The 16025-nt window shown below is 54.4% G+C and carries 14 protein-coding genes; 11 read left to right on the top strand and 3 right to left on the bottom strand.

Features of this window, described 5'->3' with window-relative positions; translation table 11 throughout:
• The first annotated feature begins 249 nt into the window (after nucleotides 1-249).
• Together K0T92_RS00205 and K0T92_RS00200 are read left to right on the top strand one after the other, a co-directional pair.
• The gene (locus K0T92_RS00205) at nucleotides 250-1506 is read left to right on the top strand and encodes a DNA polymerase IV (RefSeq protein WP_219870412.1); all 1257 of its coding nucleotides are present in this window, start codon (nucleotides 250-252) and stop codon (nucleotides 1504-1506) included.
• Nucleotides 1503-1979: a YhjD family protein gene (locus K0T92_RS00200; RefSeq protein WP_219870411.1), complete on the top strand. Its 477-nt coding sequence runs from the start codon at nucleotides 1503-1505 to the stop codon at nucleotides 1977-1979. Before K0T92_RS00205 ends, K0T92_RS00200 begins: the two co-directional genes overlap by 4 nt.
• Nucleotides 1980-2011: 32 nt before the next feature.
• Here K0T92_RS00200 and K0T92_RS00195 read toward each other — a convergent pair whose 3' ends face one another.
• The gene (locus tag K0T92_RS00195; protein ID WP_219870410.1) at nucleotides 2012-2593 is read right to left on the bottom strand and encodes a biotin transporter BioY; all 582 of its coding nucleotides are present in this window, start codon (nucleotides 2591-2593) and stop codon (nucleotides 2012-2014) included.
• Between the two features lie 85 nt (nucleotides 2594-2678).
• Here K0T92_RS00195 and K0T92_RS00190 point away from each other — a divergent pair, with 85 nt between their 5' ends.
• Both K0T92_RS00190 and K0T92_RS00185 read left to right on the top strand, forming a co-directional pair.
• The gene (locus tag K0T92_RS00190; protein ID WP_219870409.1) at nucleotides 2679-3524 is read left to right on the top strand and encodes an energy-coupling factor ABC transporter ATP-binding protein; all 846 of its coding nucleotides are present in this window, start codon (nucleotides 2679-2681) and stop codon (nucleotides 3522-3524) included.
• A complete protein-coding gene (locus K0T92_RS00185; RefSeq protein ID WP_219870408.1) occupies nucleotides 3515-5359 on the top strand; it encodes an ATP-binding cassette domain-containing protein in 1845 nt (614 codons plus the stop codon). The genes K0T92_RS00190 and K0T92_RS00185 overlap by 10 nt, the downstream gene beginning before the upstream one ends.
• Before the next feature lie 527 nt (nucleotides 5360-5886).
• Here K0T92_RS00185 and pdxR read toward each other — a convergent pair.
• A complete protein-coding gene (gene pdxR / locus K0T92_RS00180; RefSeq protein WP_219870407.1) occupies nucleotides 5887-7317 on the bottom strand; it encodes a MocR-like pyridoxine biosynthesis transcription factor PdxR in 1431 nt (476 codons plus the stop codon).
• A 347-nt stretch (nucleotides 7318-7664) separates the two neighbouring features.
• On the opposite strand from pdxR, the gene K0T92_RS00175 reads away from it, so the two are divergent.
• From K0T92_RS00175 to K0T92_RS25235, 3 genes are read left to right on the top strand one after another with little or no spacing between them, the layout of a single operon-like run.
• Entirely contained in the window at nucleotides 7665-8513 is an 849-nt protein-coding gene (locus K0T92_RS00175; protein WP_219870406.1) for a uroporphyrinogen-III synthase, read from the top strand.
• Entirely contained in the window at nucleotides 8510-9463 is a 954-nt protein-coding gene (locus tag K0T92_RS00170; RefSeq protein WP_219870405.1) for a carbon-nitrogen hydrolase family protein, read from the top strand. The genes K0T92_RS00175 and K0T92_RS00170 overlap by 4 nt, the downstream gene beginning before the upstream one ends.
• A gap of 40 nt (nucleotides 9464-9503) precedes the next feature.
• Nucleotides 9504-9635, top strand: coding sequence for a hypothetical protein (locus K0T92_RS25235; protein ID WP_281423085.1), 132 nt, complete (start codon nucleotides 9504-9506; stop codon nucleotides 9633-9635).
• 295 nt (nucleotides 9636-9930) lie between these two features.
• On the opposite strand, the gene K0T92_RS00165 is transcribed toward K0T92_RS25235, so the two are convergent.
• The gene (locus tag K0T92_RS00165) at nucleotides 9931-10695 is read right to left on the bottom strand and encodes a carbohydrate-binding protein (RefSeq protein ID WP_219870404.1); all 765 of its coding nucleotides are present in this window, start codon (nucleotides 10693-10695) and stop codon (nucleotides 9931-9933) included.
• A gap of 291 nt (nucleotides 10696-10986) precedes the next feature.
• Here K0T92_RS00165 and K0T92_RS00160 point away from each other — a divergent pair, with 291 nt between their 5' ends.
• The 4 genes from K0T92_RS00160 to odhB all read left to right on the top strand — a co-directional run bounded on the left by K0T92_RS00160 (nucleotide 10987) and on the right by odhB (nucleotide 15873).
• Nucleotides 10987-11355: an ArsR/SmtB family transcription factor gene (locus K0T92_RS00160; RefSeq protein ID WP_219870403.1), complete on the top strand. Its 369-nt coding sequence runs from the start codon at nucleotides 10987-10989 to the stop codon at nucleotides 11353-11355.
• A 92-nt stretch (nucleotides 11356-11447) separates the two neighbouring features.
• Nucleotides 11448-11606 (top strand): hypothetical protein, encoded by a 159-nt coding sequence (locus tag K0T92_RS00155; RefSeq protein WP_219870402.1) that lies wholly within the window; start codon nucleotides 11448-11450, stop codon nucleotides 11604-11606.
• A gap of 40 nt (nucleotides 11607-11646) precedes the next feature.
• A complete protein-coding gene (locus tag K0T92_RS00150) occupies nucleotides 11647-14544 on the top strand; it encodes a 2-oxoglutarate dehydrogenase E1 component (protein WP_219870401.1) in 2898 nt (965 codons plus the stop codon).
• 12 nt (nucleotides 14545-14556) lie between these two features.
• Nucleotides 14557-15873: a 2-oxoglutarate dehydrogenase complex dihydrolipoyllysine-residue succinyltransferase gene (gene odhB / locus K0T92_RS00145; protein ID WP_219870400.1), complete on the top strand. Its 1317-nt coding sequence runs from the start codon at nucleotides 14557-14559 to the stop codon at nucleotides 15871-15873.
• The last annotated feature ends 152 nt before the right edge of the window (nucleotides 15874-16025 follow it).

Genomic DNA, 16025 nt, shown 5'->3' with positions numbered 1-16025 from the left:
TCGATAACGCCTCCTAGCTTAAACGTTTAAGTTATTTTATTTTATCACAATTTATATGCAGCGTTAATGTTTTTGTTGAAATGGATTATTTATCCTCTGTATTGAGAACATACATTCGGCATATAATAGGATCATACGTTCGTATTCGGAGGTGTCGCATGTTACTTACAGAGGCTTTTATTCGCATCATTGGCGTTATGCGCATGAACCGGAGCGGTGTTCCGGCTGCCGGATCGGCGGTGTGCCGGTATGCCGGATGAGCGCGTTATTATGTTGGTGGATTGCCAGTCGTTCTATGCCAGTGTGGAGAAAGCGGCCCATCCGGAATTGTACGACAAGCCTGTCGTGGTGGCAGGCGATCCGTTGCGGCGCAGCGGCATCATTCTGGCAGCATGTCCCATTGCGAAGAGGCGCGGCATCCAGACAGCCGAGACGCTTGGGCAAGCGCTTGCCAAGGAGCCCGAACTTGTCGTCATTCGGCCGCGCATGCAAACATACATTGACGTATCTATGTTGATCACGGGAACCTTCGAGCACTTTACAGATCTTGTGGAGCCGTTCAGCATCGACGAGCAGTTTCTCGATGTAACGGATTCGGCCGCGCTGTTCGGATCTCCCGATGAGATTGCCCGCCAAATCCAGCTGCGGGTTCTAGCGCAGACGGGCGTGTGGTCGCGGGTAGGCATCAGTTCCACAAAAATTCTGGCCAAGATGGCATGCGATCTGTTCGCGAAAAAGAGTGAAACCGGCATCTTCACATTGCGGAAGCAGGATATCGGGGCGGTGTTATGGCCGCGCGGCATCAGCGATCTGTTCGGAGTGGCCGGTCGAATGACGGCGCACTTCAACTACATGGGCATGGGGACAATCGGTGATCTGGCATGCACGCCTTTGCCGGAGCTGCAGCGGAGAATGCGCATCCGCTTCGGCAAGAACAGCGATATTAATGCCGAGGTTTATTGGCGCACGGCGAACGGTCTGGATGATTCGCCTGTTACGCCAGGCACGCATGATCTGCAGCAGTCAGTGGGGCATGGGATGACTTTGCCGCGCGATTACGGCAGCAGGGAGGAGATTGATACTGTACTGCTGGAGCTTAGCGACGAGGTGTGCCGACGCTGCCGCTTGAAGGGGTATATGGGCAGCGTTGTCGTCGCGGGCGCGCAGGGCGCGGATTTTGATCGGCCGACCGGCTTTTGCCGCCAGATGAAGCTTGCTGACCCGACGAACATCGGGGTTGAGGTCTATGAGGCGGTCAAGACGCTGTTTTACCGGCATTGGGATGGTCTGCCTGTCCGCAAGCTCGCGGTAACTTTGACATCGCTCACAGCCGATGGCGAGTATCAGCTGACGATTGGAGAACGGGAGAAGCTGCGTGATTTGGACCGGGCGGTTGACAGGATCAAGCAGAGGTACGGCACGGCGTCCATATTGCGGGCGTCTTCTTTGACAGAAGCGGGGCAAGCGCGTGAGCGCGCGGTCAAAATCGGAGGTCACTATAGATGAGCAAAAAATTGAAAGGGAATGGGCTGTGGGAATCGAGCCGGATGATGCTGCCTGAGCATCGGGAGCAATTAATCAAGCACCGCCAAGGAGAAGGGGAGTCCTCCCCGCGCAAAAACATACCCACAGCAGAGGAAATAAACCTCGTCCGCGAGTATGCGCTGCTGCCCCTGCTGCTGTCGATTGTGGAGAGCAATCTGAGAACCATCGAGAACACAACCTATTCGCTGCGGAAGCTGTATGTGCTTGCGGCGCAGGCGCTTCTCGAATTGATCCATGCCGATCTTGTACGTGTCCGCAAGACATTGCGGGAGCGAAATATTAAGGTGTACGAAGAGGAACGCATCGACAACACGATACAGTTCCGTTTCAACTGCCGGGGCTATGAGGACAAATTCACGATGGTTCGTGATTTTGTCCGCGCGGAAGCGAACGTGCGCATTGCCAGATATATAACGGCGTTGTTCCGCAAATAGCTCCGGCTGCCGTTGAGTTGGAGCGAAACGGATTACTTCTGTGACGGCCTTGCCCCGATAATCCGGGCGACCGGGAATGCGTTTCTGATTGGCAGAAGAATCGCCGTCGCAATGGCCGCCTTAATGGCGTCTCCCGCCAGGTAAGGATAGCAGCCGAGGGCCAGCGCCTTCTGCCAGGTCAAGTTAGCGGCATGGGCAAGCCAAGGCACCCCGGACACGTACAGGAGCAGCGAGCCGAACAGCTCCATCGCCAGCCAGATCAGCACAATGCTGAGGGGCGAGCGTCCTTTGATTCGCTGAACGATGAGGCCGATGAGCAGCGCAGCGAAGGGATAGGCCCAGACGAAGCCGCCTGTAGGTCCCAGCAGCAGGGCTGCTCCGCCGCTGCCGTGCAGCATGGGAATGCCGAGCGCAGCAAGCACAACGACCAGCGAGATGCTGATGAAGCCGTAGAGGGGGCCGAGAATGGCGCCTGCCAGCATGACGACCAGATTCTCGATCGTAATTGGAACCGGCGAGAAGCCCAGATGGATATTCACATAACTGGATGCCACCAGCAGGGCGGCAAAGAGTGCGCTAAACACAAGGCCTCTCATAGATAAATCAGTTTTCATTGCAGGATCTCCTTTATTTTGTTAACCTAATATGAACATTTGCATTGTAGCATGACCGATTTTTGTTGGAAAGAGCTAATATATAATGAAAAATAAAACAGAAGCTTTGGCCGTGGCATTGCGGGGCGTTTCCTATGCGATAGACGCGGAGGGCGGAACCAGGACGCTGCTGCATGAAATGAATATGTCCATTCCCCAGGGACAATGGCTGGCGGTTGTCGGCTCGAACGGCAGCGGGAAAAGCACGCTCGCCAAGCTTATGGCGAAGCTTTATTCGGCGACGACCGGAATGGTTGTCCACGGCGATGCTGCAGCTGGCGGCTGCAGACCCTATGTCGGCATTATCTTCCAGAATCCGGACGTGGGGATGATCGGCGAAACCGTGTACGAGGATGTGCGGTTCGGACTCGACAACTACGGATTCCGGCCTGAGGAAGCGGGGCGGCTCGCGATGGATGCACTGGAGAGGGTGGGGCTTGCCCCTCTGGCGGATATGCCGGCCGCCCAATTGTCCGGAGGCCAGAAGCAGCTGCTGCAGGCGGCGGGATGTCTGGCGGTGCAGCCGGAGGTGCTGATCTTCGACGAGGCTACGTCCATGCTGGATCTCATGTCACGCCAGCATCTGCTCCATGCTGCCCGGAAGCTGCATGGAGCTGGCACAACGGTCATCTGGATTACACAGCTGCTGGATGAAGTGGCGGCAAGTGACCGGGTCGTCGCGCTGCAGGCGGGCGAAATGGTGTTCGATGGTTCGAAGGAGGCCTTCCTGTATCCGCAGAATGGGGAAGAAGCCTCTGTCTGCGAGTCGCTGGGCTTCATGCCGCCCTTTGTCGTACAGGTTGCGCGGAAGCTGATGGAACGGGGCATGCAGCTGCATCCGCTTCCGACCTCTGTCGAGGAGCTTGGAAGGGCAGTGGGCCAATGGCGGTGAGAGCATCGATGATGATGGCAGAGCCCGGTGCCGGATCGGGCAACCGTGCGGAGGAGACAGGCATAACCTTGGAGCATGTATCGGTTTGCGCCGGGGACAAGGGGCGGGGGCAGCGGGCGGAGCCCTTGCTGCAAGATATTCACTGCCATATAGCAGCTGGCAGCATTACGCTCATTGCAGGGGCTGCCGGCTCAGGGAAGACGACGCTGCTGCAAACAATCGCCGGGCTGACACCGCTGAGCCGCGGAGCAGTCCGGTATGGCGCGGATTCCTTATGGATGGAGGGCGGTCGTCTGCATCCGCTTCATGCCTCCATCGGGATCGTATTCCAATATCCGGAGCGGCAGCTGTTCGCCGAGAGCATAGAGAAGGAATTTCGTTACTCCCTTCGCCCTTATCGGCTGTCCAAGACGGTTCAAGGGGAGCGAATTCAGCGTGCTTTGGCGCGAATGGGACTGCCTGAGGGAATTCTCAAGGAATCCTTCCTTACCTTGTCCGAAGGGCAGAAGAGAAAGGCTGCATTAGCGACGACACTGGCTGCGGAGCCCCGATGGCTTCTGCTGGATGAGCCTACCGCAGGCATTGATCCGCAAGGAATTGCCCCGCTGATTGACTGTATGCTGGAGCAGAAGGCTGCCGGTGGCGGAATCGTTGTCGTCAGCCATGATCTGGACACGTTTCTGCCGATTGCCGACCGTCTTCTTGTGCTGCATGGCGGCGCATTGGCAGCAGAGGGGACGCCGCAGGAGCTGCTGGCGAATCCGCGTCTCTGGCTGGAGACGGGAATCGGCCTTCCGTCCGCGCTGCATTTGACGGTTCTTCTGCGCGAGAACGGCATTGATTGCGATCGTATTCCTTTAACAGCAGAAGAGATGGCTGACCGCATTGTTGAGCGCAAGGAGAGGGCTGTCCATCCATTGCAGGCGGGCCCCACCCCGGCAGCGGCGACAGACGGCAACTCTGCAGGGAGGAGCCTCGCCTTCGCGCGGGCAGAGTCCTCCTCCCCATTGAAGGCAGCAGGGCCGGCAGCAAAGCAAGCGAGGACAGCAAGCAGGGGGACGACGGCCCGAGTCGCGGCGGCCCGGATCGTAAGGGACTTGCATCCGATTGCCAAGTGGCTGATCTATGTCCTGCTGTCTGCAGCGGTCCTTATGCAGCATAGCTGGGCAGGAATCGGAGCGGCGGGCTTAATTACAGGAGGACTTGTCATGCTCTCCGGTGTGGCCTATCGGAGCTTGCGGCGCCCGATCAAGCCTTTCCTCTATTTTATTGTCCTATCGGTAGCGATTTCCGGAATCGGAATTACCTTGGCTCCGGATTCGTGGCGGCTGGAGCGAATTTATTTCTCCACTGAGGCGGCTGCAGAGACTGCGGGGCTGCTGATCCGTTTCTTATTCGTTATGATTATGGGCGTCCTGCTGGCGGTGACGACCGGCCTGAAGGGAATGCAGGCGGCGATGGAGCAGGCGCTGTCATTCCTGGAGCGGCTGAGAATCCCTGCAGCTCCCTTTGCTTTTGCCGCTACGATGCTCATGAGATTCCTGCCGCGATTGTTCCAGGAAATGGACCGCATGGCGATCATCGTTCAAGCCCGTGGCAAATTCCAGACGAGGAGAGGAGCCCTGCGGCTGCGTGAACTGCCGGTATTCCTTATTCCTTTTTTGCTGTCGATGATGAAGTATGCGGAGGATCTGTCCCTCACCCTGGAATCCAGAGGGTACCAGATGAAGCGTTGGCGAAGAGCAGGCAGCGTGCCGCTGCCCTGGACAAGGCGGGAATGGATCGGTGTAGCCGCGGGAATTCTGCTTTTCGCTGTGTTCTATATGTGGCATTAATAAGAGGGGCTGTCCAAAAAGTCCAATATCCATTGAGTCAGTCCCAAATGATGTGAAAGGATGCCTCCAAACCACTAAAAGTGGAACTGGAAGCATCTGTTTTATTGTTGGGGACTTAGTGGGGCAACTGTGACGGAGTAAGAAGCCTGCGAATGAGCATGCATTTCGGTTGCAAGACGCCATAATGGCAACATTCCTGCGATGAAGCATGAATGTGAGCAAACATCGGCCGTTAAGGAGAAACGAAGGTGAAATACCTGCACGCTGGCAGGCATTTCACCTTCATGGGGGCGGAAACGAGAAAAAAGCTGCCGTTTCGCATGTTTCACCGAGCTCGCAGCTTGCTTGCCTCTTTTCCCGCACCGCGCGTGTCCTCCCGGCGGCGTTTGAGTGACGGATCATCTCTGGCGAGGAGTACGTCCACAGCTTGATGATCGCAGGCATCCCACATCGAACTGCTTCTTAAAGTGGAAGTTAAGTTTCCAAAAAAGGACTTATTGGACAGCCCCTTATCCATTTCCTCTGTCCTACATCATGCCGAGTGCCTGGTTGAAAGCAGCAATGCCAGCCGGTATGTCCTCAAGCCTGGGCTTGGCATAGCTGAACCGGATAAAGCCTGGCTCAGAACCATAGACGCTTCCGGGCACGAATACGACTCCTCTTCTGATAGACTCCTCCAGCAGCTTGCTATCGTCCACAGGCCTATTGATTTTGCACCATATATTCAGTCCGCCCTGAGGCGGGGAGAAGGCCACTTTATTCTGAAGAATATCGCTTAATGATTGGACCATGATCTCTTGTCTCTGATCCAAGGCTCGCCGCAGCCGAGCAATATGGTCGTCGAAACGCCCGGAAGCAAGAAGTTGCTCCGCAACCCATTGGGGGATGATGCTTAGTCCGAAGTCCATCTGCTGTCTGGCATCAGACAGGCGGCCGATTACTGATTGGGGGGCGATCATCCAGCCGATTCGCAGCCCTGAGGCGGCGATTTTGGAAAGCGAGCCGATATAGAGAACGATACCATCTGTATCCATTGCTTTAAGGGGTGGAGGAACAGCGCCGCTGAATGCAGTTAAGCTGAACGGATCATCCTCCACGATGGGAATGCGAAGCAGAGCGGCGGCCTCCAGCAGACGCTTTCTCTTGGATTCGCTCAGTATTGCGCCTGTCGGGTTCTGATAGTTGGGATTGAGAAAGACCATGCGAATACGGTGCTGCCGATACAGCCGGATCATATCATCCGGCTCGATGCCGTCATGGTGGACGGGCAAGCGGAAGATACGCAGCCCTGCTGACTGGAACATGGGCAGCGAGTAGCAGTAAGAAGGATCTTCAACAGCAACGGCATCGCCAGGGGACAGCAAGCACTGGGTGATCAGATATAAGGATTGCTGCGATCCCGATGTGATGAGAATGGAGGATTCTGTTGTATGAATCCCGTTATATTGCTTCAAGGAGGATACGAGCGACTTCCGCAATGGATGAAAGCCCTGAGGATCATCATAGCCGAGATGCTCATTGAAATTCTGTTCGCGGAGCAGGCTGTGCACGATGTCATTCGGGAACAGGTCTGACGATAGCTCGCCGCTGGCCAAATTAATAATCGAGCTGTTATTCGAAGTGGCCTCGCGGATACGCCTCATAAGCGGCAAGTTGGGCAGGAACGTTCCGCCTTCCGTATACTGTCTCCAGTTCGGTGTATGGCTGGGCGCAATCCCCCATTTGGTCCGGCTTACCCGTGTGCCGCTGCCAACGATACTTTCTACAAGACCAGAGGCGCGCAGCTCCTCATAGGCTTGAATAACGGTGCTGCGATTCACGCCAAGCTGCTCTGCAAGCTTGCGCTCGGAGGGCAGGGCACTGCCAGGCGGGAGCTCCGCATAGGATATTCTTCGTTCAATATGATCAACAATCTGCTGATATAACGGTGTTTTGTCTGCACGGTCAGGCCTCCACATTGCATCAGCCCCTTTTGAATGATGTACGAATGAGTAGATATGTTGCCATTATAGATTTCTGGAATGTATATCACAAGGTAGGGCAGGGCTTCTTAACTTCAGGATAAGGGCCGCGTCATGGAACGAGAAGATCCAATTGGCAGCTGAGTAGACCATCCAATTATGCAGTACAGCTGCCCGTTGTCATCACTGGATGGGTTATTCCTGCCGAAATTGGACGGTTACAAATCCGGTTAGCGGTTTTATGATAGGCCATAAGAACTGGCGAAGGGGTACTAGAAGAACGTGACAACGGATCATGCAGGGTGCATGTGAGTGAATAGTTAAGAAAGCGAGTGTTAAAGACGATGGGAACACCAGCACTGAGAGGCAGACGAGTCGTTATTACCGGTTCGCAAAAAACGAATGAAATGAGCATCATTATCGAAAAACAGGGCGGCACGCCGATCATCCGTCCGCTTCAGGGAATTACAATCTTCGAGGAGGCTCAGCTGGCAGAGCCTCTCCGGCAGTTCGTCCGCGAAGGAGCGGACTGGGTCATTCTGACGACGGGGCGCGGAGCGGACAGCCTGGTTGAAGCCGCAGAACGGCTGGGCATTGACCAGCAGCTACAGCAGCGCTTGACAGAGGCGAACATCGCTTCGAGAGGCTATAAGACGTCCGCCTTTCTTAAGCGGAAGGGGCTTAGGGCGGTAATGAGCGATGATGACGGGACGATGGGCAGCCTTGTTCAGAAGCTGGATTCCATCGATTTTGGGGGCAAGCGCGTATGGATTCAACTGCACGGGGAGCCCTCCCCTGAGCTGGAGCAGCTCTTGACCCGGCAAGGTGCGTCGCAAGTACAATCCGTGCTGCCGTACAGACATATTCCGCCAGAGAAAGCGATATTGGAGACTCTTTTGTCCGAGGTGGAGGCAGGCTCCATTGACGCGGTATGCTTTACGACAGCGGTGCAGGTGCGGTATCTGTTTCGTTATGCGATGGAGACAGGGCGCGACAGTATGCTGAGAGCTGCCTTCAATAGCGATGTTCTTGCGGCTGCTGTAGGCAAGGTTACTGCGGGAGCCTTGGAGGCATACGGGATGGAACGGGTTATAGTTCCTGCTGCGGAACGAATGGGAGCAATGATCGTCGAGATTTCCCGTTACTATGAAGCAGCAGCGGCAGCAGGCAAGGGAGGGGAGAGCTGGTTATGAAGAAGCATGCTCATGTGCGGGTTGCAGTTGTGCAGGCAGCTCCGGTTCTATTCGACAAGGAGTCCGCTTTTGAGAGAATTGCCAGCTATGCACAGGAAGCCGGCCGGCTGGGAGTCAAGCTGCTTGTTTTCCCGGAAGTGTTCCTATCGGGCTATCCCAGAGGGCTAACGCTTGGCACCCGTGTCGGGAGCAGAACTTCTGAAGGCCGAAGCGACTGGGCCCGCTATTGGGAAAGCTCCATTGATATCCCCGGTGAAGACACGGATCGACTAGGCGAGATAGCGAAGGAAAACGGCTTGTATCTAATCGTTGGAGCAGTGGAGAGAGATCAGGAGTTCAGCGGTTCAACGCTCTATAATTCAATTGTATATATCGGACCGGAGGGCGAGTTGCTGGGCAAGCACCGCAAATTGCTGCCTACAGGAGCGGAGAGGCTGCTGTGGGGACAGGGAGATGGAAGCACGCTTACCGTTATCGATACGCCTTTCGGCCGAATCGGCGGATTAATTTGCTGGGAGAATTATATGCCGCTAGCGAGAACGGCAATGTACGCCAAAGGAATCGATATTCTGGTCACGCCAACAGCAGACGCCCGCGATACATGGCAGGCAACGCTTCAGCATATTGCTTGTGAAGGGCGGTGCTATGTGCTGTCGAGCAACCAGTATGCGACCAAATCGAGCTATCCCGCTGATCTGGCCTGTTACAGCGACATTGAGCAGGATTCCGATGTGCTGTGCAGAGGAGGCAGCGCAATTGTCGGCCCGCTGGGAGAATACATCGAAGGCCCTTTGTATGATGGGGAAGGGCTGCTTGTTGCTGATCTGGACATGTCGCATGTCACCCGGAGCAGATTCGACTTCGATGTGGTAGGGCATTACAATAGGCCGGATGTATTCCAGTTGGTCGTCAATGAGAAGAAGCGGGATATTGTTCGATTCCACTCATAAGGGATCGCAATAAGCGCATGGAAACAAGGAGGGACGAAAGATGCAGGTGCCAGTAGGTGTATGGATTGCTGCCGCAATTATTGTCATTATATTATCGTGGATGACGTTCTGGATTACGAACAAAGCCTACTCCAGAAGATGGGAAGACGAGGAGGGAAAGCACGATAAATAGCCCAAAACAAACGGGCTGTCCGGAGCAAGAACCCTGCGAATATGCATGAATTTCAGTTACAAGACGCCATAATGGTTAAATTCCTGCGATGAAGCATGAATGTGAGCAGAATTCGGCCTTTAAGGAGAAATGAAGGTGAAATACCTGCACGCTGGCAGGCATTTCACCTTCATGGGGCCAAAAACGAGCAAATACATGTCGTTTCGCATGTTTCGCCTCGCTCGCAGCTCGCTTGTCTCTTTTTTCCGTACCGCGCGCGCCTTTGTTTGCAGCAAGCCCGGCACCGGAGCTGATGTTACGGAGTTACAGTGTAGTTGTTGCCATAGTTGTTATCCCAGTACGTCTGTCCATTTACCGTATAAGAGACTGCATATTTGATCTGGGTCACGCCAGAGCCGACATTGAAGTCGAAGCCCCAGTTCTCCACGCTGCCTGCGCCGTTCGCTTCACCGCTATAGGTAGCATAGCCTTCCTGCGTAGTAACCCAATTGTTTGTTGTATAAACGATCTTAACCGTCTTCGTATAGGCAAGATCCTTGACCGTGACATTGCCATAGAAGCTGGTTCCGTTTATGAAACCGTATTGGGCCAGAACATTCGGCTTGCCCAAGAGTGTATATCCAGGGCCTGAGCTTGAAGTACCAAGCGTATAATTGCTGCCGCCGTTGTTGTCCCAATAGGTCTGCCCGTTCACTTCATATTTAACCGCGAACTCAATCGAAGTCAAGCCGGACAGCTCCGGATGTGCATTATTGATGTTGTCAGTCGCAATGGAGAAGCTCCACTTTTCATGGGAAGCATCCGTTGGCCCTACATAAGAGGCATTTGTGTCATACCATGTTCCGTTGCCCGGATTATAATGAACAGTAACTGTTTTCGCATAAGCGCTGTTCAGTACTTCGATGTCCCCGCTAAATCCGACATAGCCAAACTTGTACTTGTACACATATGCCTTGAGGAGCGCAACCTCTCCGCTTGCAAAAGCAGATTGTGCCAGCGTACCCATAAGCATTACTACAACAAACAATCCCATAGCCAGTTTTCCCATTCTTCTCATCATTTCATCTCCTATTCCTTATCCTATATTTTTAAATGCACCTATAAAATACCATGGCAGAGACTGGATAAAAATATGAAATCGAAAAATTAATCATATTTTCATATTTTCCAATTATTTAGTAGGATATAGATATGATCTATTAATAGTCCCATATGCTTCCATTCGAAACGAAGGACTTATTATGCAGCATTCTGACGTGTTGAAGCAGATCCCGCTTCTCTGTGCATTTATATCTCATCCCGACTATGGTATAATTTGCGAAACTATATGAAGTTGGTTGGTGGAGTCTACATGACGGACAAACTCATGCAAGAAGCTTGTGACGATGCTTGCAGCGGCACTGAAGTGAATCTGAAGCTCATTCAGGAGAAGCTGATCAGCGAATTGGCGGCCGTGCAGCTTGCTGACTTGTTCAAGGTGCTTGGTGATCCAACACGTGTCAAAATTATTCACACGCTGCTGCAAAGCGAGCTGTGTGTGCATGATCTGACTCAGGTGCTGGATATGGGGCAGTCCGCGATCTCTCATCAGCTCAGGCTGCTGCGCAACCTTAGAATCGTGAAACGCCGCAAAGTAGGGAAGACCGTTTTTTACTCGCTCGACGATGATCATGTTGAACAGATATTCGTACAGACGCTGCAGCATTTGAAGCATGAATAACCCGGTAATGCGACGAAAGCCGCCTAGGTTATTGAAGGCGGTTTTGTGCTGTGTGTCTGGAAAAAAGTGAGGCGGCGGCAGGGATGCCGTGTATGAACGGTCATTTTAGCGGCACATTAACGAGAGGAAGCAGCAGCGGGCATCATGCAGCAGGACAGCGGGCAGCGCCGATTGCGGCCGAGCTTTGCGCTGAAGGGCTGTGGATTTATAGGGCACAGGTATGGCAGTACGATATAATGGTTAATCAATAGAAGAGCTATTATGAATTCAATTTAGCGGAGGTAGACGGCAATGGCAGTAGGCAACGACGAACGGCAGTCGCCCTGGCAGTTATATCATGGTCCGAATCTAGGGTACATACAGGAGCAATATGAGAAGTTTGTGGACAATCCGGAGGAAGTGGAGCCGAGCTACCGGGAGATGTTCCAGCGCTGGGGTCCGCCGCCATCGGCTGTGGATGCAGCAGAGGTGCAGGGCCAGGGCGTAATCGCAGCTGCCCCGTCACAGAATGAACTTCAAGCCGTAAATCCGGTCTATCTGAAAAAAGTAGTAGATGCCGGCAAGCTGGTTCGGAATATTCGAACCTACGGCCATCTCGCTGCGGAGAATGATCCGCTCGGGCTTGGCAGAACTTCGGATACCCGGCTTCTGGAGCCGGAAACCTTTCGCCTCAGCAGGGAGGATCTGAAATCGATTCCGGCCTCTCTAATATGGGAAGATGCCCCGGCATCTGTCAGCAACGGCTGGGAAGCTATCGGGCTGTTGAACAAAATTTATACGAAATCATTCGGTTTTGAATTCGGCCATGTGCATGAGGAAGAAGAGCGCCAATGGCTTAACCGCATGGCGGAATCGGGCATGGCAGCCAAGCCGATGAATACGAAGGAGCGCACAGCGCTGCTGAGAAGGCTGGTTGAGGTGGAGCAGTTCGAGCTGTTCCTGCAGCGTGCATTCGTCGGTCAGAAGCGATTCTCTATCGAAGGCATAGATATGCTGGTGCCGGTGCTTGACGAGATCGTGCGCGAGGTCGGTCATAACGGTGCGAAGCATATCGCGATGGGGATGGCGCATCGCGGCCGGCTTAACGTGCTTGCCCATGTTCTTGGCAAGCCGTATGCAACGATTTTCTCGGAATTCCATCATGCGCCCAACAAGGAGCTGATTCCTTCGGAGGGCTCGATTGGCATCAGCTACGGCTGGACAGGCGATGTCAAGTATCATCTTGGCGCCCATCGCTCGGTGAAAGAAGGACAGACCTATGAGACGCGATTGACGCTGGCGAACAATCCGAGCCATCTGGAATACGTCAATCCTGTAGTAGAAGGCTTTAGCCGCGCGGCACAGGATGACCGCACTGCGCCAGGCTACCCCAAGCAGGACTTTGGGGTGGCTGCTGCTGTGCTCATTCATGGCGACGCAGCATTCGCGGGCGAAGGCATCGTGGCGGAGACTTTGAACTTCAAGAAGCTGCCGGGCTACCAGAACGGCGGAACGATTCATATTATTGCGAACAACCGCATCGGTTTTACGACGGAGAGCGGGGATTCCAGATCAACGTATTATTCGAGCGACTTGGCCAAGGGCTACGAAATTCCAATCGTGCATGTAAGCGCGGATGATCCGGAAGCGTGCATAGCTGCGGTACGCATGGCATGCGAGTATCGGCAACGGTTTCATAAAGATTTTCTCATCGACTTGATCGGATACCGTCGCCATGGTCATAACGAGACGGATGACCCGGAGACGACTCAGCCGCTCATGTATCAGAAGCTGCGCAAACATTCCGTTGTATCTGCGATCTATGCGGAATCGCTTGCCAATAAGGGATTGGTTACGGCGGAGCAGGTTGAAGCGATGAAGGCGGATGTTATTTCCGGGCTGCAGGCCGCGCTTGACGGCGTGAAGCAGAATGGCGGAGAGCAGCGCCGCACACGCAATGATGAGTCGAGCAGCAAGCGTCGCAACATTGAAGCGGATACTGCTGTTCCTCTTCATGAGCTTCAAGCCATTAATGAGGAGCTGTTGAAATGGCCGGAGGGCTTCACGGTTTATGAGAAGCTGGAGAGAATTCTGAAGCGGCGCGAAGGCGCGCTGCTGGAAGATGGCAAGGTGGACTGGGGCCTTGCGGAGACGCTGGCGTTCGCCACGATTCTTGCCGACGGCAAGCCGATCCGGCTAAGCGGACAGGATTCGGAGCGGGCAACGTTCGCACACCGCAATCTTGTCCTGCATGATCCCCGGACAGGCGGCACCTTCTGTCCGCTGCACCGGCTGCCGCAGGCGAAGGCGTCCTTCGCGATTCATAACAGCCCGCTGTCTGAAGCAGGCGTGCTCGGTTTTGAGTATGGATACAATGTATTCTCCCCGGAGACGCTTGTCATCTGGGAAGCGCAGTATGGCGATTTCGTCAACGTCGCGCAAGTTATTATCGATCAATTCATTGCTGCCGGACGCGTCAAGTGGTATCAGAAATCGAGCCTCGTCATGCTGCTTCCGCATGGATATGAAGGCCAGGGGCCGGAGCATTCCAGCGCCAGACTGGAGCGTTTCCTGCAGCTGGCGGCAGATGACAACTGGACGGTTGCCAATCTGACGACAGCGGCACAGTATTTCCATCTGCTTCGCAGACAAGCGTCCATTGTGAATACAGAGGATGCCAGGCCGCTTATTCTGATGTCGCCAAAGAGCCTCATTCGGAACCCTAAGGTAGCGTCGGAACCAAAGGCGTTCACTGAAGGGACGTTCCAGCCAGTGCTGGAACAGCCTGATCTCGGAGGCGAGCCGGACAAGGTGGAGCGGCTCATCCTGTGCAGCGGCAAGATCGCTGTTGATCTTGCCAGCGCCCTTGAAGCGGGCGGGGCAGAGGAAATGCCGGATTGGAGCTGGCTGCATATCGCCCGCCTCGAACAGCTGTATCCTTTCCCGAAAGGCGATATAGAGCGGATCATTAGCCGCTTCCCGAATTTGAAGGAAATGATGTGGGTTCAGGAAGAACCGCAAAATATGGGGCCATGGAATTATGTCGAGCCCCGCATCCGTGCGCGCGCTCCTCAGCAGACAGAAGTCCGCTTTATCGGTCTTCCGAAGCGGTCCAGCCCGGCCAGCGGATTCCAGGAGATTCATCATTATGAACAGCAGCGGATTATTTCGGTGGCGTTGAACCGCAGTACATTGAATACGAAACAGTAGGGAGGAATCGGCATGAGTGATATTAAAGTACCCGAGATGGGCGAATCGATAACAGAAGGAACAATTGCCAAGTGGTATGTCAAAGAAGGAGACCGTGTCAATTCCGGAGACGTGCTTGCAGAGCTTGAGACGGACAAGGTCAATTTGGAGATTAGCGCAGAGGAGAGCGGTGTGATTGAAGCGCTCGTCCGGCAAGAAGGCGAGACGGTCAGTATCGGTGAGACGATTGGCCGAATTGGCGCTGGCGGAGCAGCAGCTTCTTCAACCGGTCAGAGTGGCGGGACAAGCGCTGCTGAGCCGGAGCAATCCGGTGCAGGTGCAGGCGGCGAAGCGAAGTCCGCTGTGGCAGCAGCTCCCGCTCAGTCCCCGGTGCAAGCAGCCTCTGACGAGAATGCTCGCCAAGCGGCGGAGGGCACGCCTTACCCGGCTTCGCCTGCTGCGCGGAAGCTGGCTAGAGAGCGCGGTATTGATCTCAGTCAGGTATCCGCTCAGGATCCCATTGGCCGTATTCGCCAAGAGGACGTAAAGGCCTACTCCGAGCATAAGGGCTCTGCACCAGAATCGAAGGTTCAATTAACGGCAGCTGCGGCGGACAAGACAGCCGAGTCTGCTGCGAGTGATCCCGGCAAACCGGTAGAGCGCCGTAAAATGTCCCGCAGACGCATCACAATTGCGAACCGCTTGGTCGAAGCCCAGCGGACGGCCGCGATGCTGACTACCTTTAACGAAGTAGACATGACGGCTATTCTTGACATCCGGAAGCGCCGCAAGCAAGCTTTTCAAGAGAAGAATGATATTGGGCTTGGCTTTATGTCCTTCTTCACGAAGGCTGTTGTCGGTGCGCTCAAGAAATTCCCGCTGCTGAATGCGGAAATCAAGGGCGATGAAATTCTGGTGAAACAGTACTATGATATCGGGATTGCCGTATCCGCGAAGGAAGGTCTTGTTGTTCCTGTTGTTCGTGATGCGGACCGCCTTGGCTTTGCCGGTATTGAGAAGCAGATTGCCGGACTTGCGGAGAAAGCGCGCTCCAACTCCTTGTCGCTGAACGATCTGCAGGGTGGAACCTTTACAATTACGAATGGCGGTGTATTCGGATCGCTGCTCTCGACGCCGATTCTGAACACGCCTCAGGTCGGTATTCTGGGGATGCACAAGATTCAGCTGCGCCCGATTGCTATTGATGAGACGACTACGGTCAATCGTCCGATGATGTATATTGCGCTGTCCTACGACCACCGAATTGTAGACGGCTCTGAAGCGGTGCGCTTCCTCGTTGTGGTCAAGGAGCTGCTGGAGGATCCGGAATCGCTGCTGCTGGAAGGCTAAGAGGTAAGAGGTACACATTATCCATCCATGAACCCAACAGGCACTGCCCGGTTAATCCGGCTGGCGCCTGCTGGGTTCTTTTTGCGGGAGCCGTGATAGAGCGGCCTAATTGCTGGATTGAGTCGGCAACAGCCATCATCTATAATAGAACT

The sequence above is a fragment of the Paenibacillus oenotherae genome (genome assembly GCF_019443105.1).
GTDB lineage: Bacteria > Bacillota > Bacilli > Paenibacillales > Paenibacillaceae > Paenibacillus_Z > Paenibacillus_Z oenotherae.
The sequence above is the reverse complement of the archived record's forward strand: the minus strand, read 5'-3'. Positions and strand labels throughout refer to the sequence as shown.

What these genes read in the sequence shown, in the direction of transcription:
- K0T92_RS00205 (WP_219870412.1), top strand. Translation starts at nt 250, where the DNA reads ATGCCGGATGAGCGCGTTATTATGTTGGTGGATTGCCAGTCGTTCTAT.
- K0T92_RS00200 (WP_219870411.1), top strand. Translation starts at nt 1,503, where the DNA reads ATGAGCAAAAAATTGAAAGGGAATGGGCTGTGGGAATCGAGCCGGATG.
- K0T92_RS00195 (WP_219870410.1), bottom strand. Translation starts at nt 2,593, where the DNA reads ATGAAAACTGATTTATCTATGAGAGGCCTTGTGTTTAGCGCACTCTTT.
- K0T92_RS00190 (WP_219870409.1), top strand. Translation starts at nt 2,679, where the DNA reads ATGAAAAATAAAACAGAAGCTTTGGCCGTGGCATTGCGGGGCGTTTCC.
- K0T92_RS00185 (WP_219870408.1), top strand. Translation starts at nt 3,515, where the DNA reads ATGGCGGTGAGAGCATCGATGATGATGGCAGAGCCCGGTGCCGGATCG.
- pdxR (WP_219870407.1), bottom strand. Translation starts at nt 7,317, where the DNA reads ATGTGGAGGCCTGACCGTGCAGACAAAACACCGTTATATCAGCAGATT.
- K0T92_RS00175 (WP_219870406.1), top strand. Translation starts at nt 7,665, where the DNA reads ATGGGAACACCAGCACTGAGAGGCAGACGAGTCGTTATTACCGGTTCG.
- K0T92_RS00170 (WP_219870405.1), top strand. Translation starts at nt 8,510, where the DNA reads ATGAAGAAGCATGCTCATGTGCGGGTTGCAGTTGTGCAGGCAGCTCCG.
- K0T92_RS25235 (WP_281423085.1), top strand. Translation starts at nt 9,504, where the DNA reads ATGCAGGTGCCAGTAGGTGTATGGATTGCTGCCGCAATTATTGTCATT.
- K0T92_RS00165 (WP_219870404.1), bottom strand. Translation starts at nt 10,695, where the DNA reads ATGATGAGAAGAATGGGAAAACTGGCTATGGGATTGTTTGTTGTAGTA.
- K0T92_RS00160 (WP_219870403.1), top strand. Translation starts at nt 10,987, where the DNA reads ATGACGGACAAACTCATGCAAGAAGCTTGTGACGATGCTTGCAGCGGC.
- K0T92_RS00155 (WP_219870402.1), top strand. Translation starts at nt 11,448, where the DNA reads ATGAACGGTCATTTTAGCGGCACATTAACGAGAGGAAGCAGCAGCGGG.
- K0T92_RS00150 (WP_219870401.1), top strand. Translation starts at nt 11,647, where the DNA reads ATGGCAGTAGGCAACGACGAACGGCAGTCGCCCTGGCAGTTATATCAT.
- odhB (WP_219870400.1), top strand. Translation starts at nt 14,557, where the DNA reads ATGAGTGATATTAAAGTACCCGAGATGGGCGAATCGATAACAGAAGGA.